The following is a 21,492-nucleotide window of genomic DNA, read 5'->3' as shown; positions in this document are numbered from 1 at the left end:
GTCCGGTTTTGTCGGTGCCCTCTGCCAGAATGGTGGTATGTCCTCGCAGTCAACACCTTTCGACGCTGACGGGGTGAGCCCCGCGCAGCGTTTGGAGGTGTTGTTCGAGGAGTTGTCGGAGTTGGCCGGGCAGCGCAACGCGATCGACGGACGCACGGTCGAGATCGTCGCCGAGTTGGAGCGCGACGAGTTGTGTGGTGCCACGGGTGCTCGGTCGATCACGGCGTTGGTGGCGTGGAAAACCGGTGTCACGCCGCATAATGCCGACACGATGGTGACGGTCGCGCGTCGCCTCGACGAGTTCCCATTGTGTGCCGACGGCCTGCGGGAGGGCAGGTTGTCGTTGGATCAGGTCGGCGTGATCGCCGAACACGCCGCCGACGGTTCCGATGCGCATTACGCCGAGCTGGCTGCGGTCGCCACCGTCGCCCAGTTGCGTACCGCGGTCAAGTTGGAACCGCGCCCCGAACCCGAACCCGAAGCCGACGCGGAAGCCGAGCCGGAGCCGAAGCGGTCGTTCCGCAAAGAGGTGCACGACGACTACACGACCTATCAGATCGTGCTACCCCGGCTGGAGGCAGCCAAACTCGATGCCGGTATGCAGTCCCACCACGAGGCGCAGATCGCGGCATGGAAACGCGACCACGAAATGCCGACCAGGTCTCGGAGCAGGCGCCACCCTTCCCGAATGCTGTGGACGCGTTCATGGGTTTGGTCGAGGCGGGGTGGGATGCTGATGTGGCGGCCCGCCCGCACGGGCAGCACACCACCGTCGTCGTGCACGTTGATCTCGATACAGATGGCGAGAAACCCGTCGCAGCCTTGCATCTGGGCCCGGTGCTCACCGACGCGGCGCGGCGCTACCTGACTTGTGACACGACCTGCGAGGTGTGGTTCGAACGCCACGGGCAACCGATGGGGGCGGGGCGTTCCGCCCGCACCGTCAACCGTCGGCTGCGCCGCGCCCTGGAGCGTCGGGACCGGTGCTGTGCGGTACCCGGCTGCGGAGCGACCCGGGGTTTGCACGCGCATCACATCGTCCATTGGGAGGATGGCGGGCCCACCGAGTTGGACAACATGGTGTTGCTCTGCCCTTACCACCATCGGCTGCACCACAAGGGTGGCATCACCATCACCGGCCCCGCGCATCAACTCACGGTCACCGACGCCACCGGTCGGGAACTCCACCCGGGTTCCCTGGCGCGTCCACCGACCACACCGCCACCCGATGTCCCGCCCTATCGCGGGCCGACCGGCGAACGCGCCGATTGGTGGTGGTACACCCCCTTCCAACCCGAGCCACCACCGTCGACGAACTAGGCAGGTTCGCCGTGGCTCGGCTCGAGCGGTCTGTCACACCGCGTCACGCTGAAATGTCTTGTGACGCGGTCAGAACAGCATGAGCACTCGTCGGACATCGTCCGGGAGCGATGAGCAGATAGGGATGCTGCGCGATGCGCTGGTCCTCGGTGGATGCGCTGCCCGGTGCGTCGATCGAGTATTGGAAGTGGGCTTGCGACGGTATTTCGATGTTATTCACTTCACTTCGGCAGCATCGCTAGCATCAACCTTGCTCATGAATGGAGCGCACACTTGCGCGCATCGGGAGTCATCGATGCCGCCGGCCGACCGGTCATCGATCCGGAGCGCGACATGAAGACGGTCGAGCAGGGCGCTGCCACAAGCTGCGCAAGGTCTTTGGCACGCTCAGCTGCGGCGCGCGAAAACGTAGTGCCGGGCCGGATCCTTGCCGTTGTGATCCATCGCGGGCTCGCTGCCGCTGGACAACAGCGACCAGTGTTCGGAGAACCGGTGCTTGACCTCGGCCTCGGCGATGCCGGGCACACCGAACGAGGCGCCGGGGACGAACGCCACGATGGACAACACCGCGTCCGGTGCGGCGACCGCGGTGATCTCCCGGACGTACGCGTCGCGGTCATCGGCGCTCATCCCGTGCAGGCACCCGCTGTCGACGATCAGGTTGTAGTCGTGGTCGACCGGCTCGGTGCTCAGCCGCGTCGCGTCGGCTTGCAGGAACCGCACGTCGACGCCTCGTCTGGCTGCCTTCGCTCGCGCCTTGACAACCGCCGTCCCGACGAAATCGACGCCGGTCACCTGCCAGCCCTGCTGCGCCAGATAGATCGAGTTGTCGCCGGTGCCGCACCCGACGTCGAGGGCCTTGCCCGGCGTCAGCGGATCCGCACCCTCGATGAGCTCCAACAATCCCTCAGCGATGGGGTGCCCGTCCCACGGCGTGAAGCCGAGCCGGTAAAACACTCGGAACAACCGCTGTCGGGACGCCATACCCCCACCCTGCCCCGTCGAGCGATGCCTGCCAAGGCGGGGTCAGGCTCACCAGTCGTCGTGTTCGAGCTCTTCGCCTTCATCGACCCAGATGCGGTGAGTAAATCCATCGTCGTCGACTTCGGCTTTCCATCCGGTCGGCAAGTTCCCCGCGCCACCGTCGAATGCGGTGAACACGCGCTCGCCACCGCTGGTGGCAGCGGATGCGGTGCCGGTCGCCGTGGCGGTGCCGCCGTCGAACCGGGTTGGCGCCGACGTCGCAGGCATCGAGGCGGTTGCGCTGGCTGGCCCGCCCCTGCCGACCGGCGGGGCGCCCGCACCGGACGGAGCTGATGTCGGGCCTGAGCGGGTGGCCGGTTCTTGTGCCGGGGTGTTGGCCTGGACGGGCGCAGATCCGGTGTTCGTCGATGCCGGTCGAGTCGGCGCTGCACCGGGGTTGCGGCCTGGGGTCGACGGGCCTGCCTGCGCCGGCGTCGTGCCGGACGCGGGCCGCGGCGTCGGCGCGGACGGAGGTTGGGCGGGCGTGCGCGGGGCGCTTTGTGGACTGCCGGGCGCAGGCTTCTGTGTGGGAGGCGTGGTCTGGCCAGAACCGTCGACGCCGCCCGGCTTGGCGCCCGGGCCGGGCTCGGGCGCAGTGGTGTTGCCGTCCTTGGGTTTTGGTTCGCTGGGCGACGGATTGTCTGAGCGATTCGGGGGTCCGGCCGGGGCAGCTGACGCGTCGAGCCCTGCGGTCGCCTTGCGAACCGCGTCGGCCAAGGCCCGGTCCGCACCGTCGAACTGCGCCAGCATTGCCTTGAGCTTGACCGAGCTGGCTGCGGCAATCTGCCGAAGTTGCATGGCGGTGACCGGACTCAGCTTCGCCAGTTGGTCCAGTGGGCTTCCCGGACGCACCGTCACGGTGCCGTCATCGGCGACGTGCCAACCCTGCTGGGTCAACGATTCGACTCCGTCGACGATGCCGGAGCGGATGGCTGACAATTGCGATCCACCGTCGGACAGTGCGGACTGCAGCTGACGGAGCACGTCGGAAATCTTCTGCTGCTCGATGAGTGTACGTTCCGCACTGGCGACCGCAGCCTCGGAAGCGCCTCCCTCCCAACCACTTTTCAAAGCGGCCAGGTTCTGCTTCCCGGCGTCGATCTGCTGACTGACGGTGGTCGCCGAATTCCCGGCATGGGCTGCGGCAGCCAGCACCTGCTCGGGTTGCGAACCGCTGACCGTAGAAATCGTGACCGTCATCGGTGGGTCCCTGTCAGCATTCCCACACGGTGCACAGCTGCGGGTTCATGGCGGCGAACACATCTTCGTCAGCGGCGCCGGCCCATGGTGTGCTGGGGGTGCCGTTGGCCCACACTGTCAGCTCGGTGATGGTGCTGCCGACATTGGCAAGGTAGACGTGTGCCGTGGATTGGCCGTCAGCAGAGCGTATTTCAGCGGCAACCTGGTGGCATCCACCGCGCGCCACGCTGGGACATCTTGAGCTCACGGGGGTGGTGAACTGCAGTGTTGTACCCGGTGCGGTGGAGGTGCACTGGGTCAGAACGTTCTGCAGGTTGGCGGCATCGAGGCTCACTGTCTGCCCCATGGTCCACGGGTCACCGGGGTAGTGCACGATGACTTGTTCGGCCGACCAGTGGCCGTCACCGTTGTCCACCACGGCTCGGGCGTTGTCCCCGTTGGCAATCGGTGATGGTGTCGCCCCGCACAGTCCGTAGAGGCGGAACGTGTTTGTTCCCAGCGGTTCGGCGCGGTCAGCGAGATCCGGCCACGGTTGGTCGGAGTTTTGCGGAATTCGGTCGGCACTGATCCACGCTGCGGCCGGCACAGGCACCGCTGCTTGCGATTTCGCGCTCGATGACGGGGAAGCGCTCGCCGTTTCGGCCGTCGCGACCGGGTTCGGCTGGGTAGAGCTTGTCTGGGTGATCGGTTCAGCCTGGGGTGTGCCTGTCGTCGTGGTCCCGCAGGCCGACATGGCCGCGGCGGCAACGACTGTCATGACAACGAGCGCCAACGCGTGCCTGGCTGTCATCGAACTCCTGTTCAGTCTCAGTAGCCCTGGTGGACGCCAGGGTTGGCTTGCGGGATCTTGGCGAGAATGTCCGAACCGTCCGGGGCGACGCCATAGTTTCCGACCAGGTAGTTCATCGATGCGGCGATGTTGGCGACGGGATCGTAGATGTCGTTCGACGTGCCGGGTTGGTGGTATCGGGCGAAAGTTCCCGGCACGCACTGGGCCAGACCGCGCGAACATCCGTTGCCGGAGCCGTCGGAGACTTTGTAGGTCGAGTTGGGCGGCTTGGCGTTGATGTCCCAGTTGTTGACCGCCATGGGGTTATACGACGATTCGTGCTCGGTCAGAGTCATGTAGGCGTCGATCCAGCGTTGCCGTGCAGCCGGGTCGGTGACGCCGCGTTGGTCCAGGGCCTGATTGATGGCGGTGCGGGTGGCGTCGGCGCCCGAGGGCCAATTGCCGTTGGCGTAGGTCACCTGGTCGACGGGGATGGCCTGCGGACCAGCGGGCGCCGTGGGGCCGGGCTCGTCCTTCTTCGTGCCGCCGCCGTCCTTCTTAACAGGATCATCGACGGTCTTGTCGAGCTTTCTGCCCAGTTCGGCATCGGTCTTTTCGTACTTGTCGGCTGCGGAACCCAGGTTGGTGGAGAGCTGAGACAGTTCTGTACCCACGCGTCTGGCGGCGCCGTCGACAATCGCGGCGGCCTGCTCGGCAGCACCACCGGTGACGAATCGGGCAGGCTCGCGGTCAGCCCGGAGAGGCCCTGCCCGATGTTCGCGCCGGACAGGGCGGCTCCGATCTGGTTGAACCCGTCAGCAGCTGAGCGCAAGACACTCGGATCGACGCGCAGTTTCGGGGCCACCCACGGAGCCTAACCGCCGATGAGCTGTCGTCTGCGCGCCAATTCCGTTGTGCCAGTAGATCTGTGAACCAACTGTCAGATTGCTGTGAACGCCTTGGGGATCAGAGGTTGCCCAGGTCGGCGGAGAGCCAGTGCTCGGGCTTCAAGTAGACCGCGACACTTTCGCCGTGCTCGCGGCGCGCGTACTCCAGGTACGGTTCGACCTTGTCCGGGGCCAGATAGCGCTTGGCCATCTCGACGAGCTGCTCGTCGGTGCCCGGCTCGATGCGGCTCACCGCCCCGTCGACCGCCACGTAGCGCACGCTCGGTTCGAGCCGCTCGGCCATCAGCGACAGGTGACCGGCCGCCTCGATCAGCCGGTGCTTGCGGGACCCGTTGCCGGTGAGCAGCCAAGGCTCACCGCCGGGGGAGTACTGGTACCAGATCGGTACGGTCAGCGGTCCGCGCTTGTCGCCGGCGTAGACCGACAGGGCGGCGATGTGCGGTTCGGCTAGAAACTGTTCGCGTTCGTCCTTGGAGAGGGCCATCCTGACAGCCTAGAACGACATTTGGAAAATGCTGTGACCCAGCTGTATTCAGATTCCGCGGACGCGGGACCGAAAAGTTGCGGGGGTTTCGCCGGTACGGGTGCGGAAGAACTTGGTGAACATCGTCGGGTCGGGAATGCCGACTCGGGCGCCGATCGCGGTGCCCGTCAGGTCGGTGTGCACCAGCAGTCGTTTGGCCTCCAGTAGTACCCGGTTGTCGATGACACGCTTCGCGCCGTGGCCGGTCGCCAGCCGGCACGCCCGCGTGAGCGTGCGCACGCTGTACCCGAGGTCGGTGGCGTAGTCCTCGACCCGGTGCCGGTGCGCGTAGTCGCGCTCGACGGCCAGCTGGAAGTCACGGAACACGGTGTTGGTGGGATCCGTCGACGAGCTCTCGGCGGTGCTTGCCAGGTGCAGCAGCAGTGCCGACAGCAGGTGGCGCACGATCTCGATACGGATGGCCTGAGGCAGGCCCGTCTGGTCCCGGTGCGCGTCGACGAGGAGTCGGGCGGTCCGGTCGGCCGTGGAGGATCGCACCGGGGTCGGAGCCGCGGCCGGGCTGTCGACGTGCGCCGTCGCAACCGTGGTCTCGTCGAGGAAGCCCGACGGAAACAGCAGGATGGTGCCCTCGGAATCGGCCAGGTCGGGCCGCCACTGCAGGACCTGGCGCGGCCGTATCCACAGCCAGTCATGTTGGGTCAGTTCATATTCGGTGAAGTCGACCGCGCAGTGCAGCGGGGGGCCGCCGGTGACCGTGACGAGATGGTGGAACGCCGGGCGCATCGGGGTGAACGGGTCGAGGCCGTGACCGCGCGCCCGCCGCGTCAGTGCGGCAAAGGTGAGCACTTCGACGCCAGGGGTGTCCGTCGAGTCGTGGAACGGCACCTCGGTCGGCAGCACTTCCCTCACCTCGGGTTGTCCGATTTTCACCATATGGTGTCCGCCTGGGGCGTGGTCGGCTCCAGTGTATGCGCCGTAACGTCTGATTTCAGTACACAGAGTCGACCGAAAGAGACCATCATGCGTTTGATTGTCGGGATGACCGGGGCGACCGGGGCCGTCTTCGGGATCCGGCTGCTGGAGATCCTCGCACAGCTGCCGGAGGTGGAAACCCACCTGGTGCTCAGCCGCTGGGCGCGTACCACCATCGAGCTCGAAACCGGGATGTCGACCGCGCAGGTGGGGCAGCTCGCCGACGTCGTACACCATCCCGAGGACCAGGGGGCGACCATTTCATCGGGTTCGTTCCGTACCGACGGCATGGTGATCGTGCCGTGTTCGATGAAGACGCTGGCAGGCGTCCGCGCCGGGTACGCCGACGGACTGGTGGGCCGTGCCGCCGATGTCGTGCTCAAGGAACGCCGCAAGCTGGTACTGGTGCCGCGCGAGACCCCGCTCAGCGAGATCCACCTCGAGAACATGCTCGACCTGGCCCGCAAAGGCGTGCAGATCGTGCCGCCGATGCCGGCGTTCTACAACCACCCGCAAACCCTGGATGACATGGTCGACCACGTGGTCGCTCGCATCCTCGACCAGTTCGACCTACCTGCCCCGGCCGCCAAACGCTGGGACGGTATCCGCGCCGCCCGCGAAATGCATTCCGTCGCCTGACAACCCGAGAGGAGAACGCTATGGCCTACGACGATCTGCGCAGCTTTCTGCAGACCCTGGACGAGCAGGGGCAGTTGCTGCGCATCACCGACGAGGTGATGCCTGAACCGGACATCGCCGCGGCGGCCAACGCCGCGCCTCGGCTCGGCGACAACGCGCCCGCGCTGTACTTCGACAATGTCACCGGCTTCACCAACGCCCGCATCGCGATGAACGTGCACGGGTCGTGGGCCAATCACGCGCTGGCGCTGGGGCTGCCGAAGGACACCGGCGTCAAGGCGCAGGTGGAGGAGTTCATCGCGCGCTGGGCCGAGTTCCCGGTCGCGCCCGAATGGCGCGAGGACCCGCCATGGGCACAGAACATCCAGACCGGTGACGACATCAACATTTTCGAGGTGCTACCGCTGATCCGGCTCAACGACGGTGACGGTGGCTTCTACCTCGACAAGGCCGCGGTGGTGTCCAAAGATCCTGAGGATCCGGACAATTCGGGTAAGCAGAACGTCGGGATCTACCGGATCGAGGTGAAGGGTCGTCGTAAGCTCGCGCTGCAGCCGGTGCCGATGCACGACATCGCCCAGCATCTGCACAAAGCCGAGCAGGTCGGGGAGGATCTGCCGATCGCCATCACGCTCGGCAACGACCCGGTGATCTCGATCGTCGCCGCCACACCCATGGAGTACGACCAGAACGAGTACGAACTGGCCGGCGCGCTGCGGGGTGCTCCGGCACCCATCGCCCGCTCGCCTCTGCACGGGCTACCGGTGCCGTGGGGCTCCGAAGTGGTCATCGAGGGCGTCATCGAAGGGCACAAGCGTGAAATCGAAGGGCCCTTCGGCGAATTCACCGGACACTACTCGGGTGGCCGGAACATGACCGTCATTCGCATCGACCGTATCTCCTACCGGGACAACCCCGTGTTCGAGCACCTCTACCTGGGCATGCCGTGGACCGAGATCGACTACCTCATGGCCGCCAATACCTGCGTTCCGCTGTACGAACAGCTCAAGAAGGACTTTCCCGAGGTGCAGGCCGTCAACGCGATGTACACCCACGGCCTGGTAGTGATCGTGTCCACCAAGAAGCGTTACGGCGGATTCGCCAAAGCGGTCGGGATGCGGGTGCTGACCACGCCGCACGGACTCGGCTACGCCGCGACGGTGATCGTCGTCGACGAGGACGTCGACCCGTTCAACCTGCCGCAGGTCATGTGGGCCTTGTCGACGAAGATGAACCCTGCCGGGGATCTGGTGCAGGTGCGCAACCTGCCGATCCTCGAACTCGCACCGCAGGCCAATACCCCCGGTGTGGTGGACAAGCTCATCATCGACGCCACCACACCCGTGGCCGCGGATCGGCGCGGCAACTACGGCAACCAGGTTCGAGATCTGCCCGAGATGGGGCAGTGGCTCACCAAACTTCAACAGCTGCAAACCAACCATTAAGGAGAACCTCGTGATGTGTCCACGATGTGCGTTCGAGACCATCGAAAAGCTCTACACTTCACCGGTTCCCGGGGTCTGGGACGTGTTGCAGTGCCAGCAGTGCCTGTATTGCTGGCGCACCAGTGAGCCGGCGCGGCGCACCGAGCGGGACTGCTACCCGGACAGTTTCAAGATGACTGTCGAAGACATCGCCAATGCCCCCGAGGTTCCGGCCATTCCACCGTTGATCAGCGGTAGCGTGAGGCCGTGACCCGAACCCTGCGTCATGCCATCAAGATCGCTGCGCCCGGCACGCGGTGGCCTGATCTGCGCCGAATGGCCAGTTATGGGACATCTCTCGCGAAAATGCGTGCAATAACCGGCCACTCGGCGACAGATTGAGCGCCGAGGCATACAGTCAGAAGCCATGCGCTTTGGACTCTTCATTCCGCAGGGCTGGCGACTCGACCTGGTAGGCACACCCACTGAACAACATTGGCCGGTCATGCGTGATCTGGCGGCGTACGCCGACGCGGGCGAATGGGATTCGCTGTGGGTGTACGACCATTTCCACACCGTGCCGGTGCCCACCGACGAGGCCACCCATGAGGCCTGGACGTTGATGGCGGCGTATGCCGCGACCACCTCACGCATCAAGCTGGGCCAGATGTGCACGGCCATGAGTTACCGCAATCCGGTGTATCTCGCCAAGGTCGCGGCGACGGTCGACGTGATCTCGGGTGGTCGGGTGCAGATGGGTATCGGCGGTGGCTGGTACGAGCATGAGTGGCGGGCCTACGGTTACGGCTTCCCGTCCGCCGGGGTGCGGCTGGCAAGGCTCGATGAGGGCGTGCAGATCATGCGCGACGCGTGGCGCGATGGCCGGGTCAGCCTCGACGGCAAGCACTATCAGGTCGACGGCGCGATCGTCGCTCCGAAACCGTTACAGGACGGCGGTATTCCACTGTGGATCGCCGGAGGCGGCGAGAAGGTGACCTTGCGGATCGCCGCCAGGTATGCGCAGTACACGAATTTCACGTCCGAGCCGGACGGATTCGCCCACAAGTCGCAGATCCTTGCCGAGCACTGCAAGGAGGTCGGCACCGACTACGGCGCGATCGTGCGGTCGGCCAACTTCAACGCCGTCGTCGGCACGTCGGAATCCGACGTCGCCGAGCGCCTCGAACGCATCCGGGCACGGCAGATCCCGGTCGCCGGTGAGCCCGCCGTCGACGCCATGCTGGCCAATGTGGCCTCGCCCGACTCCGCGACCGGCACTCCCGAACAGGTGGTCGAACGGCTCAAACGGCTCCGCGACCTCGGGTGTGAGTACGCGATCGTGTACTTCCCCGAGGCCGCGTACGACCGGTCCGGTATCGAGTTGTTCGAGCGTGAGGTCATCCCGGCACTGGGCTGACCTGGTAGAAGGAGATCCGCCAGCCTTCAGGGCCCAAGGTTGCCAGCACGCTGAGGTTCAGCGGGACGGCCGTGCCGTCGGGGAGGGTGAAGTCCGCCCGCAGGTAACCCAGTGCGACACCACTGGCGGGCCTGCGGGTTTCGTGGAACCGGTAGTCCACCGTCAGCCCGACCGGCTGCGAGTCGTAGTAGGCGTACACGCCGCGCCGTCCCACGCTGTGCGGCTGCAATCCCTGGAAGATCGCGTCCTCGGTGAACACCGCGGCGACCCGGTCCGGATCGTGACCGTCCACCCCGGCCTTCCACTCATCGAGGAGCTCACGAAGGAGCGTCTCAGCGTCCGGCACTCTGGCCTCCGTCGACGTGCAGGATCTCGCCGGTCACAAACGTGGCGGTCTCCAAGTACAGCACGGCCTCGACCACGTCGTCGATATCGCCCATGTGACCGACCGGGTGCAGCTTGTTGAGGAACTCGTGGGTGGACGGATCATGCATCGGAGTCCGGATCGTGCCCAGTGCCACTGCGTTGGAACGGATTCCGCGAGTCGCGTACTCGATGGCCAGTGCCTTGGTGGCTGCGTTCAACCCACCCTTGGTCAGCGACGCCAGTGCCGACGGCACGCGGGAGTCGGCCTGATCCACCAGGCTCGTCGAGATGGTGACGACGTGACCACCCTCGCCGTGCGCCTCGACGGCGGCGATCCCGGCGCGGGTCAGCTCGAAGAAGCCGCGCAGGTTCACCCCGGTGATCGCGGCGTAGTCCTCGTCGGTGTAGTCGGTGAACGACTTGGAGATGAAGATGCCGGCGTTGTTGACGATGGTGTCGACCCGCCCGAACCGCTCGACGGCGGCGTCGACGACGCGCTGCCCGACACCCGGCTGACCGATGTCGCCGGCAACCGTCAGCACCATCGGATCGTCGCTCGCCGCGATGCTCCGGGAGTTGGCGACGACGGCATAGCCCAGCTTGCGGTAGCCCGCGACCAGCGCCTCGCCGATGCCCTGTGATGCCCCGGTGATGATGGCTACCTTGGGTGTGTTGCTCATGATCCTGGCCCTTTCTGTGGTCCGTCGCCGGATACAACAGAGCGAAGGAGCCGTCGACTCCCGCAGGTCACGACGGGTTTGCTCACTGCTGAGAGGCTGCGCCTACTAGTCTGCAACCGTGGAACTGCGCCAGTTGCGGTACTTCGTGGTGGTCGCCGAGGAGTTGAACTTCGGCCGCGCCGCCGAGCGGCTACACATCGCGGGCCCGTCACTGTCCCAGCAGATCAAGGCGCTCGAGCGCGACCTCAAGGTCGGTCTCTTCGATCGTGACCGGCGGTCGGTGGCCCTCACCCCGGCGGGTGCGGCGCTGCTGCCCGAGGCTCGTGCGCTGGTTCGGCGTGCCGATGAATTCCGCAGACGGGCAACGGGATTGGCGGTCTCCGATCCCGTACGGATCGGCTACGTCAATTGGCGTCCCGTGGATCTGGCCGATCGGGCGGCCGGCGTCGCGCAACTGCGGGTGGACACCTGGGTGATGCCGTCGCACACGCAGGCGGCCAGGGTCGCCGACGGCAGCCTGGACCTGGCGATCTGCTGGGTGCCTACCGACGACCTGGCCGAGCTGTCACTTCAGGCGCACCTCATCGGCGTGGACCGGCTGTACGCGCTGTGCGTCGGCACCGACGACGGCCCGGTCGCGGCCAAGGACGTGGTGGTGCTGGTCGACGCCGACGTGGCCAGCTGGTCGTCCTGGAACCGCTACGCCGAGGAGTTCTCCGCGGAAACCGGGGCCCGGTTGATGCGCACCGACGACGGCGGGGTCACCGGGCCGACGTTCTTCGAGCATGTCCGTCGACTGGGCCGGCCGGTGCTCAACAACCCAAAGGGGCAGGATGCCCCGCTGCCCCGTGATCTGGTGCGACGCCCGATCGTCGCCCCGACCCCGCTGTGGACCTGGTCGCTGGTGTGGCGCCGCGCCGAGGACAACGCTGCCGTCCGCGCGCTGATCGACGCATTCACCAGTGAGGTAGGCGATTTAGGCGTTCACGGCGACGGCGTGTGGCTGCCGCCCGACGATCCCCATCGCGGTCGCGGTCAGGGCGGCCAGCACGACGATGACCGACCCGGCGACCAACGCGAGCTGAAACCCACTGTGCAGCAACGGTGACACCGCGACAGGGCCGACGATCTGACCGATCGAATAGCCCACTGTCAGCAACGCGACGGCGCCCGGGAACTGCAGCAGCCGCCCGGCCGCCAGCGCCAGGACACTGACGCCGATGAACGTGCCGCCGAACAGGATTGCCCCGACGAGCGCGGCACTGCCGGAACCGGTGCAGGCCAGCGCTATTCCGGCGGCCTGCAGCATGAGCGCCGCGGTGAGCAGCACGGGGTGCGAATAGCGCGAGCTCAGCCGGGCCCACAACACCGCCGACGGGATCACCGCCAGACCGACCAGCAGCCAGGTCCCGTTGCCGAGCCGTCCCGGGGAATGCTGCGCGACGGCGGCGACCAAGAACGTCCCGGCGATGATGTAACCCACCCCTTCGAGGGTGTAGCTGGTGAGCAGCAGGGCAAATGGCGTGTGCCGCTTCTTGTGTTGGTCTACCGGGGTTTTCGTCGTCGCGGAAGTCGTGTGCGTCGCGGCCGGCATGAACCAGGCCGAGACGCTCAACAGCGCGGCCAACGCCGCAGCCGCCCACCACGCAGCCCGCCAGTCCGCCGATGCGGGCAGCGCGAACACCAGCACAGCCGAGGCTGCTATACCGACCCCGACACCACCGAAGGCCCAGCCCGCCAGATGAGCCGGATGGTCGTGCAACCGGTCCAGTAGCGTGTTGACGGCGATGACGAACACCAGCGCGCTGGCGAAACCGGCCACCGTGCGCAGCGCCGCCCAGGCAATGACGTTGGTGGTCAACGCCATTGCCACCAGGCTCGCCACCAGCACCAGCAGCGACGCTCGGCAGGCGGACACCGATCGGGCCAGCCGGGGCGAGAACGTCCCGGCGAGCGCGCCGAGTAGGTAGCCCACATAGTTGGCGGTGGCCAACTGTCCGGCTGCCTGCGGGGACAACTGAGCATGTGCGGTCATCAACGGCAGGATCGGCGTGTACGCGAAGCGCCCGATGCCCATCGCCGCGCCCAGCACGGCGGCAGTTCGAACGATCTGCGCCCAGGGGTGTTTCGGCATTGCCCCATGATGTGCCCGATGCGGCCCCGCAGACCACGTCCAATTATCTTGCAGCTGAAAGGCAAAGCCTCACACGCTTCTCAGATCGTGAGAACTCCCCGATAACGGGCCCGCCCCTCGGCCATCGCGGCGTAGGCGTCCGCCGCGTTTTCCAGCGGAAATTCCTGGATCTGGGCCCGGACATTGTTGAGCAGCGCGAAATGCATGGTGTCCTCGATCTGCGATGCCGTGCCCGACGGGTGACCGGTCACCCGCAGCGCCGGGGTGATCAGGTGCAGCGGACTGATCGGCAGCGGGTCGGCGGACACCCCGATCACGATGAGTTCGCCCTGGGGCGCCAGGCCGCCGATCGTCTGGCCGATCGCATCGGAATTAGCGGCGGTGGCCAGCACGACGCTCACGCCGCCGAGCTTCTGCAGCGCCTCGCTGACGGGGCCGGCCGTGGAGTCGATGTAGTGGTGCGCGCCGAATCGTTCGGCATCGGCTGCCTTGTCGGCGCCCCGTGCGATGGCGACGGTCTCGAATCCCATGGCGCGAGAGAACTGGATACCCAGGTGGCCGAGCCCACCCACGCCGAGGACGGCCACCCGGTCACCGGCCACGGCCACGCTGGTCCGCAGCGCCTGGAACGTCGTCACGCCCGCGCACCCCATCGGCGCTGCTTCGGTGAAGGACAGCCCGGCGGGGATCCGGGCGAGTGCGGTGGCGGGGACCGTCACCGACGCGGCGTAGCCGCCCGGGTACTGCCAGCTGGGAACCTGACCGTTGAGACAGTGCATGAACTGGCCCTTGCGGCACTGCGCGCAGTGATTGCAGTTGCCGCCGAACCAACCGACGGCAACCGAGTCGCCGACACCGAATTCCTCGACGCTGCTGCCGATTTCGGCGATGGTTCCCGCGATTTCGTGCCCGGGCGTCAGCGGCCAGGTCATCGCCGGGAAGTGGCCGCTGACGAACTCGCGATCGGTGCCGCACACACCGCATGCCCGCACATCGATGCGGACCTGGCCCGGTGGTGGGGACGTGGTCTCGACGTCGGCCAGCTTCAGCGGGGCGCCTGCGGTGTCGACGTGGACTGCGCGGTGCGTGGCCATGGTGGGTCTCCTGTCGTCGGCGGACCAAGGAATGTGTCCACTCTGGCAGGGGAGGCCTGGGTTCGTCACGTCATCGGGCGCGACGAGCTGTGCCGAGCACTACGCCGAGGATTGCGGCAAATAGGACAAGCCGCATGTTGACCTCAATCCTCGGCACAACACCTTCGAGAACTGGCCTCGGTCAGGGCGCCAGCGCTGTCAGAATCCTGGCGGTGGGCGCACGGCGCGCATGCCGGTATCCGGTGCCGGCCCACAGGTGCACGAGCTCCGGTTCACCGGCGGCCGCGGCGGCCTTGCGCAACGGGCTGGTGAGGAAGTGGATCGCCGGGTAGCCCAACGGGGCCGAGGCTTCATAGGCGTCGATGAACCGGTTGCGCAGTCCGCGGGCCGGACGGCCGGTGAACGCTTTGGTGACAACGGTTTCGGTGCGCTCGGGATCCTCAAGAGCCGCTTGATGGGTCGCTGACGCACCGCTCTCGTCGGCGAGCAGCAGCACCGTACCCACGGCCACCGCCTCGGCACCGGCCTGCAGCGCGCCGGCCACATCGGCAGCGGTGCCGACACCGCCCGCGGCGATGACCGGCAGCCTGACGGCCGAGGTGATCTGCGCGACCAACTCACCGATGGGCAGGGCCTGCGGCGGACTGTCCGGGGTGAGCGTCCCCGAGTGCCCGCCTGCCACGCTGGCCTGCACCGCGAGGGCGTCGACGCCTGCGGCCGCAGCCGCCTCCGCTTCGGCCCGCGACGTCACTGTCTGTACGACGGCGCTGCCCGCCTGCTGCAGGCTGCGGATCACGTCTTGTGGGGGTATGCCGAAGGTGAAGCTGACCAGCGGGACCGGATTGGCGCCCAGCAGGTCGACCTTGGCGGCGAAGTGGTCGTCACTGTCGTTCGGGGCGTCGGGCAGCGTGAGCCCGAACCGGTCGGCCTCACGCTGCATCGCCTGCGCGTACTCGGCGTAACGCTCAGCCGAGATCGGTACGGGGTTGGGTGCGAAGACGTTGACGCCGAAGGGTATTCCGGCGTCGCGCATAGTGTGTAACTCTGCCTCGACGGCCTCGGGCGTCTTGTAACCGGCGGCCAGGAAACCGAAGCTGCCTGCGCTGTGCGCGGCGATGACCATGGCCGGTGTGGTGGGTCCGCCCGCCATCGGCGCGGCGATCACCGGGATCCGCAGATCGAGATCCGCTATCGGTGAGCTCATGATTGCCTCCAGGAATCCACTGTGGACAGTAGTGCGGTCACTTCCGGCACGTCGACCTGTTCAACAATCGTCGCGCCCTGATCTGCCCGTCGGCTATGAGCGTTTTCTTCGATGCTGGGAGGTTCTGTCTCTTACCGTGGGTCCGGTGGGGCACTGTGTCGGCGGGTGCGCCAGTGACAATCGCTCATCGAGTAGCTCGTCGGCCCGGGCGATGTTGGGCAGGCGCACGCTGTCGCGGCGGCACGCCGCCCGAATCACCGAGATGACCCACAATTCGAAGTCGATCATCTCGATGTCGTGCATATCTGTTGTCACGGTTTCACGTTCGGCTCGGTTCGACGGGGATGACGTCGTGCAGCTCGACGCAGCAGTGCCCAGGGCGCGGATTCAGCGCTGCCCGTGCGTCATTCGACGAGCTGCCGGCAATCGCTCCGTTGATCAGCTCAAGGTTCAAACCGCACACCACGTTGAGGTGGTCTCTGGCGATGGCGTGAAAAGGGCAGTTCCGCAGGGAGATATCGCCGTCACCGTCGGTGCGGGGAAGGTAGCCACAGTCGCGCAGCGCTGCGACCAGATCGCCGTCAGCCTGCCGGGCCGCCTCCGACCCCGCTTCGCGGGCGGCGTGGGCGACCACTGCCCGGACGCTGCCGTCGGTGTCTTGTTCGATCGCCGCGACGAGGATTGCGGCCAGCAACAGGTAGTCGCGGGGCGGCACGCTGACAGCGAACTCGCGTTCGGCGAGGCCGTACAGCTTGGCCGGCCGGCCGGCGCCGGGGCCGCTGCGACCGTCGGGCCGTTGATAGGTGATCGCGAGCAGCTCGGCATCGGCGAGCTTGTCGAGGTGGTAGGCAGCCAGGGTGCGCCCGATCCCCACGGCCGACGCCGCGTCCTCGCGCGACACCGGCTCGCCACTGTCGGCCACCAGCTGGTACAGCTCGCGACGCAGCGGGTCGTCGAGGACGCTCATCGCGGACATGGCCGCGGGTTCGGCGGACCGGGGAAACACGCCCCAATTCTAACACCAAAGATCATTGACAAAACCGTCATCGCAGGTCGAGTCTATAAACATCAATAATTGGTTTTAGAAAGGAGTGGTCATGACCACCTGGAACGCGCACATGGCCGACGGGATGAGCCAGTCCGACACACTTCAGCGGGTCCGCACCGACCCGGCCTATGGGGCGTACCTACTGCTGCGCATTGGATTCACCGTGCTGCCCATAGTGTTCGGCCTCGACAAGTTCTTCGGCGTCCTGGCGAACTGGGACGGCTATCTCGCCCCATGGATCGTCGCGCTCAGCCCGATCGGCGCACATCCGACGATGCTCGTCGTCGGCGTGATCGAGATCGTGGCGGGCGTCGCGGTGGCCATCAAGCCGCGGTACGCGGCGTACGTCGTGGCAGCGTGGCTCGCCGGGATCATCGTCAACCTGGTGAGTTACCCGGGCTTCTACGACGTCGCCCTGCGCGATTTCGGATTGCTCCTGGGTGCACTGACACTGGCTCGGCTGGCCTCGGTCTATGACCCTGCGTGGCACCGCGGAACGAAGTGAGCTCTGGCCCCCCGGTCGCCCGGTACGGCGCGATCGGGGTGTGCGTCGCTCAGCTGAACCGGATGTCGCTCAGATCGATGGCGACCATGAGCTCGTCGGGCAGCAGCCTGCCGGTCGAATCGCACCGGTACGCGCGACGTTTCGTCGGAACCTTGATGCCGTCGAATTCGACGAGGTCGTCGGTGTAATGCATGGTGGCAAACCCGCCCGCGACGTCTACCCGGTAGTCGTGGCGCCGGATCAGGTGATCGGAGTCGAAATAGAATTCCTCCACCGGGCTGTGACTGGCGACGTTCGTCGGATAGCGCACCCGTAACCCGCACCACGTCTCGCCCCGATCGGTGACCGGCTCGATCTCCTCGACGGAGACGCCCGGTAACGACATCAGAAACGGCGCGGTCAGATAGTTCCACAGCGCGTAGCCGTTGAAATACGCGCGCTGCAGCGCAGTCCACGGGGTGTCGAGGTGGTGACCGGCGAACGAGTCACGGGGGTGGGCAAGTTCGGCGACCACCCGGCCGTCGAGTTTCTCGATGGCGACACGATCGGCGGTGAAATCGGTCTTCTGGTCGGGCGCGCCGAACGGGGCTACCGAGGCCCACTGCCGCTGGAGCGTCACGGCCATCCGCCGTGGTGTGGCGTCCTGCGGCTGACCTTTGATCCCCCAGAGCTTGCCTGCGGTCACGATCGTCGCCTCGACCCGGGAGAACTCGTTCCACCGGGACAGTCCGCCGTGCGCTGCCAGGACCTCCGCTACCACGTTCGTCATCTCAACCTCGTGAGTTCGTCGGGAACAGGGTGATCGCCGCACCCCACAGCGCACCGGGGTTGATCCGGTCCGGGTGCAGCGCCAGCATGGTGCCGTAGAAATCCTCAGCACCAGAGGATGTTTCGAGCAGACTACGCGCATCCTTCAGGTACCGCCGGGTGGCGTCGAGCTGTGCCGGATCATCGGCTGCATCGGGATCCTTGTGGCCGGCGATCACGACAACGGGTCGCAGGCTCTCGGCGATATCCAAGGCGACCAACCATTGGTCGAGTCCAGACACCCCGCCCGACTCTGTGAGATACAGGTGAACGCCGTTGTAGACGACGTCGCCGGCGACGAGCAGACCGGCGCTGGGAGCGTGGAGCATCGTCGTCGCATCGGTGTCGGTGTGGCCGACCTCGATCGGTTGCAACCATTGCCCGTCGAGTTCGAACCCGTCCTCGCCGACGACGGTGACGTCAACATCACCGGTCGGCAGTTCGCCGGGAAACACCTTGTCCCAGAATGATGATCGGAACTCCGGCGAGTTCTGACCGGCCATGTGTTGCGCCGTACCCGCAGTGGCATAGACCACCGCGTCCGGGAACCGCTGCAGCAGCGGGATCGCGCCGAACCAGTGGTCGCCGTGACCATGGGTGACGTAGATGCCTGCGAGGCGTCGGCCCGCTGCCGCGACCCAGTCGCCGACTTCGCGCGCCTGCGCGGTGGTCAGCGGCGGGTCGACCAGCAGCGCATCGCGCGCTCCCGTGATCAGCGTCGAGGTGGTCGGCGACCACATCCGCGGGCTGCCGTCGGGAAGCGGGCCCCGACCAGCCTGCGGAAGCTGGGCGGTGACGTGAACCCGGTGCTGCAAGGTGGCGGTCATGATTGCGTCCCGTCCAAACGATCGCGAATCTCGGATGCGAACCGCAGCACCGCGCCCAGAGGACGGTGATGAATGGCGATCGCGGTGATGAGGCCGTCGGGCCCGCGATCCAGGATGGTCACGCCGCGCAGCGACATGTTGTCGAAAGCCGTTGCTCGCCACTGCAAATAGCTTGACGAGCCGCTGTGGACCTCGGCAGTGAACTCCAGCGACTCGTAGATCGAGCTCGCCGCCGCCAGCGTCGCGGCCACCTGGTCCCGGCCCTCGACCGGGTCGGGCAGTGTGGTGGCATCGAGCACGACATCGCCGGCGAAGGTCGCGGCGAACGTGTCACGGGACTGCTCGGCGAACCCGCGCCGCCAGCCTGCGGCCGAGCCCGTCTCCCGCACGAATTCGGTGATGGACGCTGCGACCTGACCGGCGTACTCGACATGCACCCAATGCCCACCCCCGTCGATGATCTGCTCGCGCGCGTGCGGGAAGCGCGGCGTGATCGCGGCAGCCAGTGCAGCGGTGACGAACGGATCGGCGCCGCCGCGGATGATCAGCACGGGACCCGTGAACGCGCTCACCGGCGGCGCATCCGTGACACCGTCGTTCCAGACGTCGACGTAGCGGCTGACCACGTCCCGGTGTGCCGATACACCGGCCCGCGTCAAGCGGTCGAGCTGCTCGGCAGTCAGGGTCGGAGACAGGTCGGCCCGGGCGGCGCGTTGCGCGGCGGCATCTGCGGCCAACGACCGGAACGGGATCAACGCGTCGTCAGGAAGCCGGGTGCCGCCCAGCGGAACCGGCGTGATCAGCACCAGGCCGCTGACCTTCTCGGGGCGAGCGGTCGCCACGAGTTCGGCGATCTGCGACCCGAGACTCTGGCCCACCACGATCGCGTGGCCCTCGACGCCGTCGAGAAGAAGCCCGGCCTCGGCCGCGAGGGTCGCCAGTGTCGGCTCGGGCGTCCAATCCTCGGTTCGCGTCCCGAAACCCGGCAGCTGATAGCGGATGGTGTTGACGTCTTCCGGCAGCGCGGACACGAGGTCGTCCCAGACGTTGACGTCATCGAGGAAGCCGTGGATGAGTAGCAGCGTGCTCATTTCGTCGCCGCCTTCGTGGCGCCCGACGGTGACCAGTCGGTGGTGTCGATCGGGGAGTAGTCGGTTGCCTTGCCGTCGAGGCGTTCGGCGCGCTGGGAGGCCAGCTGCCGGGCCAGACCGTCGGGCAGCGGGGTGGTGAAGATGTTGTTGACCATGGTGTATTCGGCGGCGAGGCGGCCGAATGCGTTGAGCGCGCCGACGTCGATGCGTCCGCGGGAGAGGTACAGGTCGTCGCGCACGTGGATGCGCTTCACGCGGCCCCACACCACATGGTCGGGTAGCGGCGGCATCGGGATGATGCGGTCCACCACACATTCGAAGGAGATCGGTGCCTCCGCGATGCGGGGTGCCGAGATGGCCTCCGACGGTGCCTTCGTCAGCCCCAGGGCCTCGAATTCATCGACACCGGAATCGAATTCGAACGCCGACCGGTGCAACGCATCGGCCTGGTCGATCGACGCGATGTTCACCACGAACTCGCCGGTGTCGCGGATGTTGACGAAGGTGTCCTTGAGCGTGACGCCGTCGGACCGCGGCTGCAGCGATACCGACAGAATCGGCGGAATGCGGCCCACCACGGTGAAGAAGGACACCGGCGCGATGTTGCCGACTCCGGTGGTCGAGGCGGTGCTGATCCAGGCGATGGCGCGGGGCAACACGCTGCCGATGAGAAGTTTGTAACTCGACGTCGCGTCGAGGTTGTCTGCGTCGATGATCATTTCAGGATTCCTTTCCAGAAAGCAGCGCCACTGCGCTGTACCAGACCGGTCCGACGTTGAGCCGGTGCGGATAGAGCCGTGTCATGTAGTCGAAAAACTCTTGGGGACTGGGGCTTCCGGCGATGAGCCGCTGCGCGTCGAGCAGATAGTCGCGGGTCTCGGCGAGGATCGCCGGATCGTCGGGTAGATCCTTGTTCTTGTGTCCGGCGACCACTGCGCGCGGCTGCAGTGCCGTGACCTTGGTGAGCGCCTGCAGCCACGCCTTGATCCCGCCGTGGTCGCTTTCCAGCAGGTACTGATGTACGCCGTTGTAGGCGACGTCGCCGGCCACCACCAGCCCGATCGAGGGCACGTGCAGCACGGTGGTGTCATCGGTGTCGGTGTGGCCGACCTCGACGGCGACGAGGTGCTCGCCCTCCAACTCCAGGCCGGTGGCAGGGATGGGTTGGTACACAACGGGGCTCGGCGGGATTTGGCCGGGGAAGTCGACGTCCCACATCTGAGCGCGGCCGTCGGCAGCCTGCTCGTGCATCTTCGCGATGGTGCCTTCGGTGGCGTAAGCCACCGCCGCGGGGAATCGTTGCAGCAGCAGGTCGGTGCCGAACCAGTGATCCCCGTGACCATGCGTCGCGTAGACGTATTTGAGTGTGCGGCCCGAGTCCTCGATCCAGTCGCCGGTGCGGAACACCTGGTCGCGGGTGAACGGAGGGTCGACCAGTACGGCCTCGTGCTCGCCGAGGATGAGTGTGGACGATACGGGTGAGGACACGATTGGGCTGCCATCGGGCAGTCGCTGTTGGCGATGGCGGGTCAAGCCGTCGTGGACCATCACTTCGTAGCGCAGCTGGGACATGATGTTTC

The 21,492-nt window shown here is 66.6% G+C and carries 22 protein-coding genes and 3 pseudogenes; 7 read left to right on the top strand and 18 right to left on the bottom strand.

Annotation, left to right across the window (positions count from 1 at the left end):
- Nucleotides 1–37: 37 nt before the first annotated feature.
- Nucleotides 38–1,320 (top strand): annotated as a pseudogene (locus BTO20_RS30185) (DUF222 domain-containing protein).
- A 387-nt stretch (nt 1,321–1,707) separates the two neighbouring features.
- Here BTO20_RS30185 and BTO20_RS30180 read toward each other — a convergent pair.
- From BTO20_RS30180 to BTO20_RS30155, 7 genes and pseudogenes are all read right to left on the bottom strand, one after another.
- Nucleotides 1,708–2,304, bottom strand: coding sequence for a class I SAM-dependent methyltransferase (locus tag BTO20_RS30180; RefSeq protein ID WP_087079558.1), 597 nt, complete (start codon nt 2,302–2,304; stop codon nt 1,708–1,710).
- 48 nt (nt 2,305–2,352) lie between these two features.
- A complete protein-coding gene (locus tag BTO20_RS30175; RefSeq protein ID WP_087079557.1) occupies nt 2,353–3,543 on the bottom strand; it encodes a WXG100 family type VII secretion target in 1,191 nt (396 codons plus the stop codon).
- A gap of 13 nt (nt 3,544–3,556) precedes the next feature.
- Nucleotides 3,557–4,333 (bottom strand): hypothetical protein, encoded by a 777-nt coding sequence (locus BTO20_RS30170; RefSeq protein WP_157680354.1) that lies wholly within the window; start codon nt 4,331–4,333, stop codon nt 3,557–3,559.
- Nucleotides 4,334–4,350: 17 nt separating this feature from the next.
- Nucleotides 4,351–4,911, bottom strand: a complete 561-nt coding sequence (locus tag BTO20_RS41405; protein ID WP_408632214.1) for a transglycosylase SLT domain-containing protein — start codon at nt 4,909–4,911, stop codon at nt 4,351–4,353.
- A pseudogene (locus BTO20_RS41150) lies at nt 4,903–5,016 on the bottom strand (hypothetical protein); the annotation flags it as partial. The gene BTO20_RS41405 and the pseudogene BTO20_RS41150, both read right to left, overlap by 9 nt.
- 262 nt (nt 5,017–5,278) lie before the next feature.
- Complete coding sequence (locus BTO20_RS30160) at nt 5,279–5,704, bottom strand: pyridoxamine 5'-phosphate oxidase family protein (RefSeq protein WP_087079554.1); 426 nt, start codon at nt 5,702–5,704, stop codon at nt 5,279–5,281.
- 48 nt (nt 5,705–5,752) lie between these two features.
- On the bottom strand, nt 5,753–6,637 hold the full coding sequence (locus BTO20_RS30155) for a helix-turn-helix domain-containing protein (RefSeq protein WP_087079553.1): 885 nt from the start codon (nt 6,635–6,637) through the stop codon (nt 5,753–5,755).
- Between the two features lie 87 nt (nt 6,638–6,724).
- Between BTO20_RS30155 and BTO20_RS30150 the strand changes: the two genes are divergently transcribed.
- The 4 genes from BTO20_RS30150 to BTO20_RS30135 all read left to right on the top strand — a co-directional run bounded on the left by BTO20_RS30150 (nt 6,725) and on the right by BTO20_RS30135 (nt 10,156).
- Entirely contained in the window at nt 6,725–7,315 is a 591-nt protein-coding gene (locus BTO20_RS30150; RefSeq protein ID WP_087079552.1) for a non-oxidative hydroxyarylic acid decarboxylases subunit B, read from the top strand.
- Between the two features lie 20 nt (nt 7,316–7,335).
- Nucleotides 7,336–8,760: a non-oxidative hydroxyarylic acid decarboxylases subunit C gene (locus BTO20_RS30145; protein ID WP_087079551.1), complete on the top strand. Its 1,425-nt coding sequence runs from the start codon at nt 7,336–7,338 to the stop codon at nt 8,758–8,760.
- A gap of 13 nt (nt 8,761–8,773) precedes the next feature.
- Complete coding sequence (locus tag BTO20_RS30140; protein ID WP_087079550.1) at nt 8,774–9,010, top strand: non-oxidative hydroxyarylic acid decarboxylases subunit D; 237 nt, start codon at nt 8,774–8,776, stop codon at nt 9,008–9,010.
- A gap of 156 nt (nt 9,011–9,166) precedes the next feature.
- Nucleotides 9,167–10,156, top strand: a complete 990-nt coding sequence (locus tag BTO20_RS30135) for an LLM class F420-dependent oxidoreductase (protein ID WP_087079549.1) — start codon at nt 9,167–9,169, stop codon at nt 10,154–10,156.
- Here the strand turns inward: BTO20_RS30135 and BTO20_RS30130 are convergent.
- Nucleotides 10,137–10,502 (bottom strand): YybH family protein, encoded by a 366-nt coding sequence (locus BTO20_RS30130; protein WP_087079548.1) that lies wholly within the window; start codon nt 10,500–10,502, stop codon nt 10,137–10,139. The two genes, BTO20_RS30135 and BTO20_RS30130, sit on opposite strands and share 20 nt — an antisense overlap.
- A complete protein-coding gene (locus tag BTO20_RS30125) occupies nt 10,489–11,202 on the bottom strand; it encodes an SDR family NAD(P)-dependent oxidoreductase (protein WP_087079547.1) in 714 nt (237 codons plus the stop codon). The genes BTO20_RS30130 and BTO20_RS30125 overlap by 14 nt, the downstream gene beginning before the upstream one ends.
- Before the next feature lie 118 nt (nt 11,203–11,320).
- Between BTO20_RS30125 and BTO20_RS40745 the strand changes: the two genes are divergently transcribed.
- A complete protein-coding gene (locus BTO20_RS40745) occupies nt 11,321–12,310 on the top strand; it encodes a LysR family transcriptional regulator (protein WP_232490898.1) in 990 nt (329 codons plus the stop codon).
- Here BTO20_RS40745 and BTO20_RS40740 read toward each other — a convergent pair.
- From BTO20_RS40740 to BTO20_RS30095, 4 genes and pseudogenes are all read right to left on the bottom strand, one after another.
- Nucleotides 12,296–13,336 (bottom strand): annotated as a pseudogene (locus BTO20_RS40740) (YbfB/YjiJ family MFS transporter); the annotation flags it as partial. The gene BTO20_RS40745 and the pseudogene BTO20_RS40740 overlap by 15 nt on opposite strands.
- 80 nt (nt 13,337–13,416) lie before the next feature.
- On the bottom strand, nt 13,417–14,430 hold the full coding sequence (locus tag BTO20_RS30110) for an alcohol dehydrogenase catalytic domain-containing protein (protein WP_087079545.1): 1,014 nt from the start codon (nt 14,428–14,430) through the stop codon (nt 13,417–13,419).
- 181 nt (nt 14,431–14,611) lie between these two features.
- On the bottom strand, nt 14,612–15,634 hold the full coding sequence (locus tag BTO20_RS30105) for an NAD(P)H-dependent flavin oxidoreductase (RefSeq protein WP_087079544.1): 1,023 nt from the start codon (nt 15,632–15,634) through the stop codon (nt 14,612–14,614).
- 319 nt (nt 15,635–15,953) lie between these two features.
- Nucleotides 15,954–16,601 (bottom strand): helix-turn-helix transcriptional regulator, encoded by a 648-nt coding sequence (locus BTO20_RS30095; protein WP_087082892.1) that lies wholly within the window; start codon nt 16,599–16,601, stop codon nt 15,954–15,956.
- 151 nt (nt 16,602–16,752) lie between these two features.
- On the opposite strand from BTO20_RS30095, the gene BTO20_RS30090 reads away from it, so the two are divergent.
- Nucleotides 16,753–17,187, top strand: a complete 435-nt coding sequence (locus BTO20_RS30090; RefSeq protein ID WP_198344587.1) for a DoxX family protein — start codon at nt 16,753–16,755, stop codon at nt 17,185–17,187.
- 49 nt (nt 17,188–17,236) lie between these two features.
- On the opposite strand, the gene BTO20_RS30085 is transcribed toward BTO20_RS30090, so the two are convergent.
- Genes BTO20_RS30085 through BTO20_RS30060 form a run of 5 tightly spaced genes read right to left on the bottom strand, consistent with a single transcriptional unit; the run spans nt 17,237 to nt 21,484 of the window.
- Nucleotides 17,237–17,956, bottom strand: coding sequence for a hypothetical protein (locus BTO20_RS30085; protein ID WP_087079541.1), 720 nt, complete (start codon nt 17,954–17,956; stop codon nt 17,237–17,239).
- 1 nt (nt 17,957) lies between these two features.
- Nucleotides 17,958–18,821: an MBL fold metallo-hydrolase gene (locus BTO20_RS30080; protein WP_087079540.1), complete on the bottom strand. Its 864-nt coding sequence runs from the start codon at nt 18,819–18,821 to the stop codon at nt 17,958–17,960.
- Nucleotides 18,818–19,912, bottom strand: a complete 1,095-nt coding sequence (locus BTO20_RS40735; RefSeq protein ID WP_232490897.1) for an alpha/beta fold hydrolase — start codon at nt 19,910–19,912, stop codon at nt 18,818–18,820. Before BTO20_RS40735 ends, BTO20_RS30080 begins: the two co-directional genes overlap by 4 nt.
- Nucleotides 19,909–20,631 carry a flavin reductase family protein gene (locus tag BTO20_RS30065; protein WP_087079539.1) on the bottom strand — a complete coding sequence of 241 codons (723 nt, stop codon included), beginning with the start codon at nt 20,629–20,631 and terminating at the stop codon, nt 19,909–19,911. Before BTO20_RS30065 ends, BTO20_RS40735 begins: the two co-directional genes overlap by 4 nt.
- Before the next feature lies 1 nt (nt 20,632).
- Nucleotides 20,633–21,484 (bottom strand): MBL fold metallo-hydrolase, encoded by an 852-nt coding sequence (locus tag BTO20_RS30060; RefSeq protein ID WP_198344110.1) that lies wholly within the window; start codon nt 21,482–21,484, stop codon nt 20,633–20,635.
- Nucleotides 21,485–21,492 lie beyond the last annotated feature (8 nt).

This window comes from Mycobacterium dioxanotrophicus (genome assembly GCF_002157835.1).
GTDB lineage: Bacteria > Actinomycetota > Actinomycetes > Mycobacteriales > Mycobacteriaceae > Mycobacterium > Mycobacterium dioxanotrophicus.
Note: the sequence above shows the minus strand (reverse complement) of the source record. Positions and strands in the feature narration are given on the sequence as shown.

What these genes read in the sequence shown, in the direction of transcription:
- BTO20_RS30125 (WP_087079547.1), bottom strand. Translation starts at nt 11,202, where the DNA reads ATGAGCAACACACCCAAGGTAGCCATCATCACCGGGGCATCACAGGGC.
- BTO20_RS30135 (WP_087079549.1), top strand. Translation starts at nt 9,167, where the DNA reads ATGCGCTTTGGACTCTTCATTCCGCAGGGCTGGCGACTCGACCTGGTA.
- BTO20_RS30080 (WP_087079540.1), bottom strand. Translation starts at nt 18,821, where the DNA reads ATGACCGCCACCTTGCAGCACCGGGTTCACGTCACCGCCCAGCTTCCG.
- BTO20_RS30160 (WP_087079554.1), bottom strand. Translation starts at nt 5,704, where the DNA reads ATGGCCCTCTCCAAGGACGAACGCGAACAGTTTCTAGCCGAACCGCAC.
- BTO20_RS30065 (WP_087079539.1), bottom strand. Translation starts at nt 20,631, where the DNA reads ATGATCATCGACGCAGACAACCTCGACGCGACGTCGAGTTACAAACTT.
- BTO20_RS30090 (WP_198344587.1), top strand. Translation starts at nt 16,753, where the DNA reads ATGGCCGACGGGATGAGCCAGTCCGACACACTTCAGCGGGTCCGCACC.
- BTO20_RS30105 (WP_087079544.1), bottom strand. Translation starts at nt 15,634, where the DNA reads ATGAGCTCACCGATAGCGGATCTCGATCTGCGGATCCCGGTGATCGCC.
- BTO20_RS30060 (WP_198344110.1), bottom strand. Translation starts at nt 21,484, where the DNA reads ATGTCCCAGCTGCGCTACGAAGTGATGGTCCACGACGGCTTGACCCGC.
- BTO20_RS30140 (WP_087079550.1), top strand. Translation starts at nt 8,774, where the DNA reads ATGTGTCCACGATGTGCGTTCGAGACCATCGAAAAGCTCTACACTTCA.
- BTO20_RS30180 (WP_087079558.1), bottom strand. Translation starts at nt 2,304, where the DNA reads ATGGCGTCCCGACAGCGGTTGTTCCGAGTGTTTTACCGGCTCGGCTTC.
- BTO20_RS30170 (WP_157680354.1), bottom strand. Translation starts at nt 4,333, where the DNA reads ATGACAGCCAGGCACGCGTTGGCGCTCGTTGTCATGACAGTCGTTGCC.
- BTO20_RS40735 (WP_232490897.1), bottom strand. Translation starts at nt 19,912, where the DNA reads ATGAGCACGCTGCTACTCATCCACGGCTTCCTCGATGACGTCAACGTC.
- BTO20_RS30150 (WP_087079552.1), top strand. Translation starts at nt 6,725, where the DNA reads ATGCGTTTGATTGTCGGGATGACCGGGGCGACCGGGGCCGTCTTCGGG.
- BTO20_RS30175 (WP_087079557.1), bottom strand. Translation starts at nt 3,543, where the DNA reads ATGACGGTCACGATTTCTACGGTCAGCGGTTCGCAACCCGAGCAGGTG.
- BTO20_RS30155 (WP_087079553.1), bottom strand. Translation starts at nt 6,637, where the DNA reads ATGGTGAAAATCGGACAACCCGAGGTGAGGGAAGTGCTGCCGACCGAG.
- BTO20_RS30085 (WP_087079541.1), bottom strand. Translation starts at nt 17,956, where the DNA reads ATGACGAACGTGGTAGCGGAGGTCCTGGCAGCGCACGGCGGACTGTCC.
- BTO20_RS30110 (WP_087079545.1), bottom strand. Translation starts at nt 14,430, where the DNA reads ATGGCCACGCACCGCGCAGTCCACGTCGACACCGCAGGCGCCCCGCTG.
- BTO20_RS30095 (WP_087082892.1), bottom strand. Translation starts at nt 16,601, where the DNA reads ATGAGCGTCCTCGACGACCCGCTGCGTCGCGAGCTGTACCAGCTGGTG.
- BTO20_RS30145 (WP_087079551.1), top strand. Translation starts at nt 7,336, where the DNA reads ATGGCCTACGACGATCTGCGCAGCTTTCTGCAGACCCTGGACGAGCAG.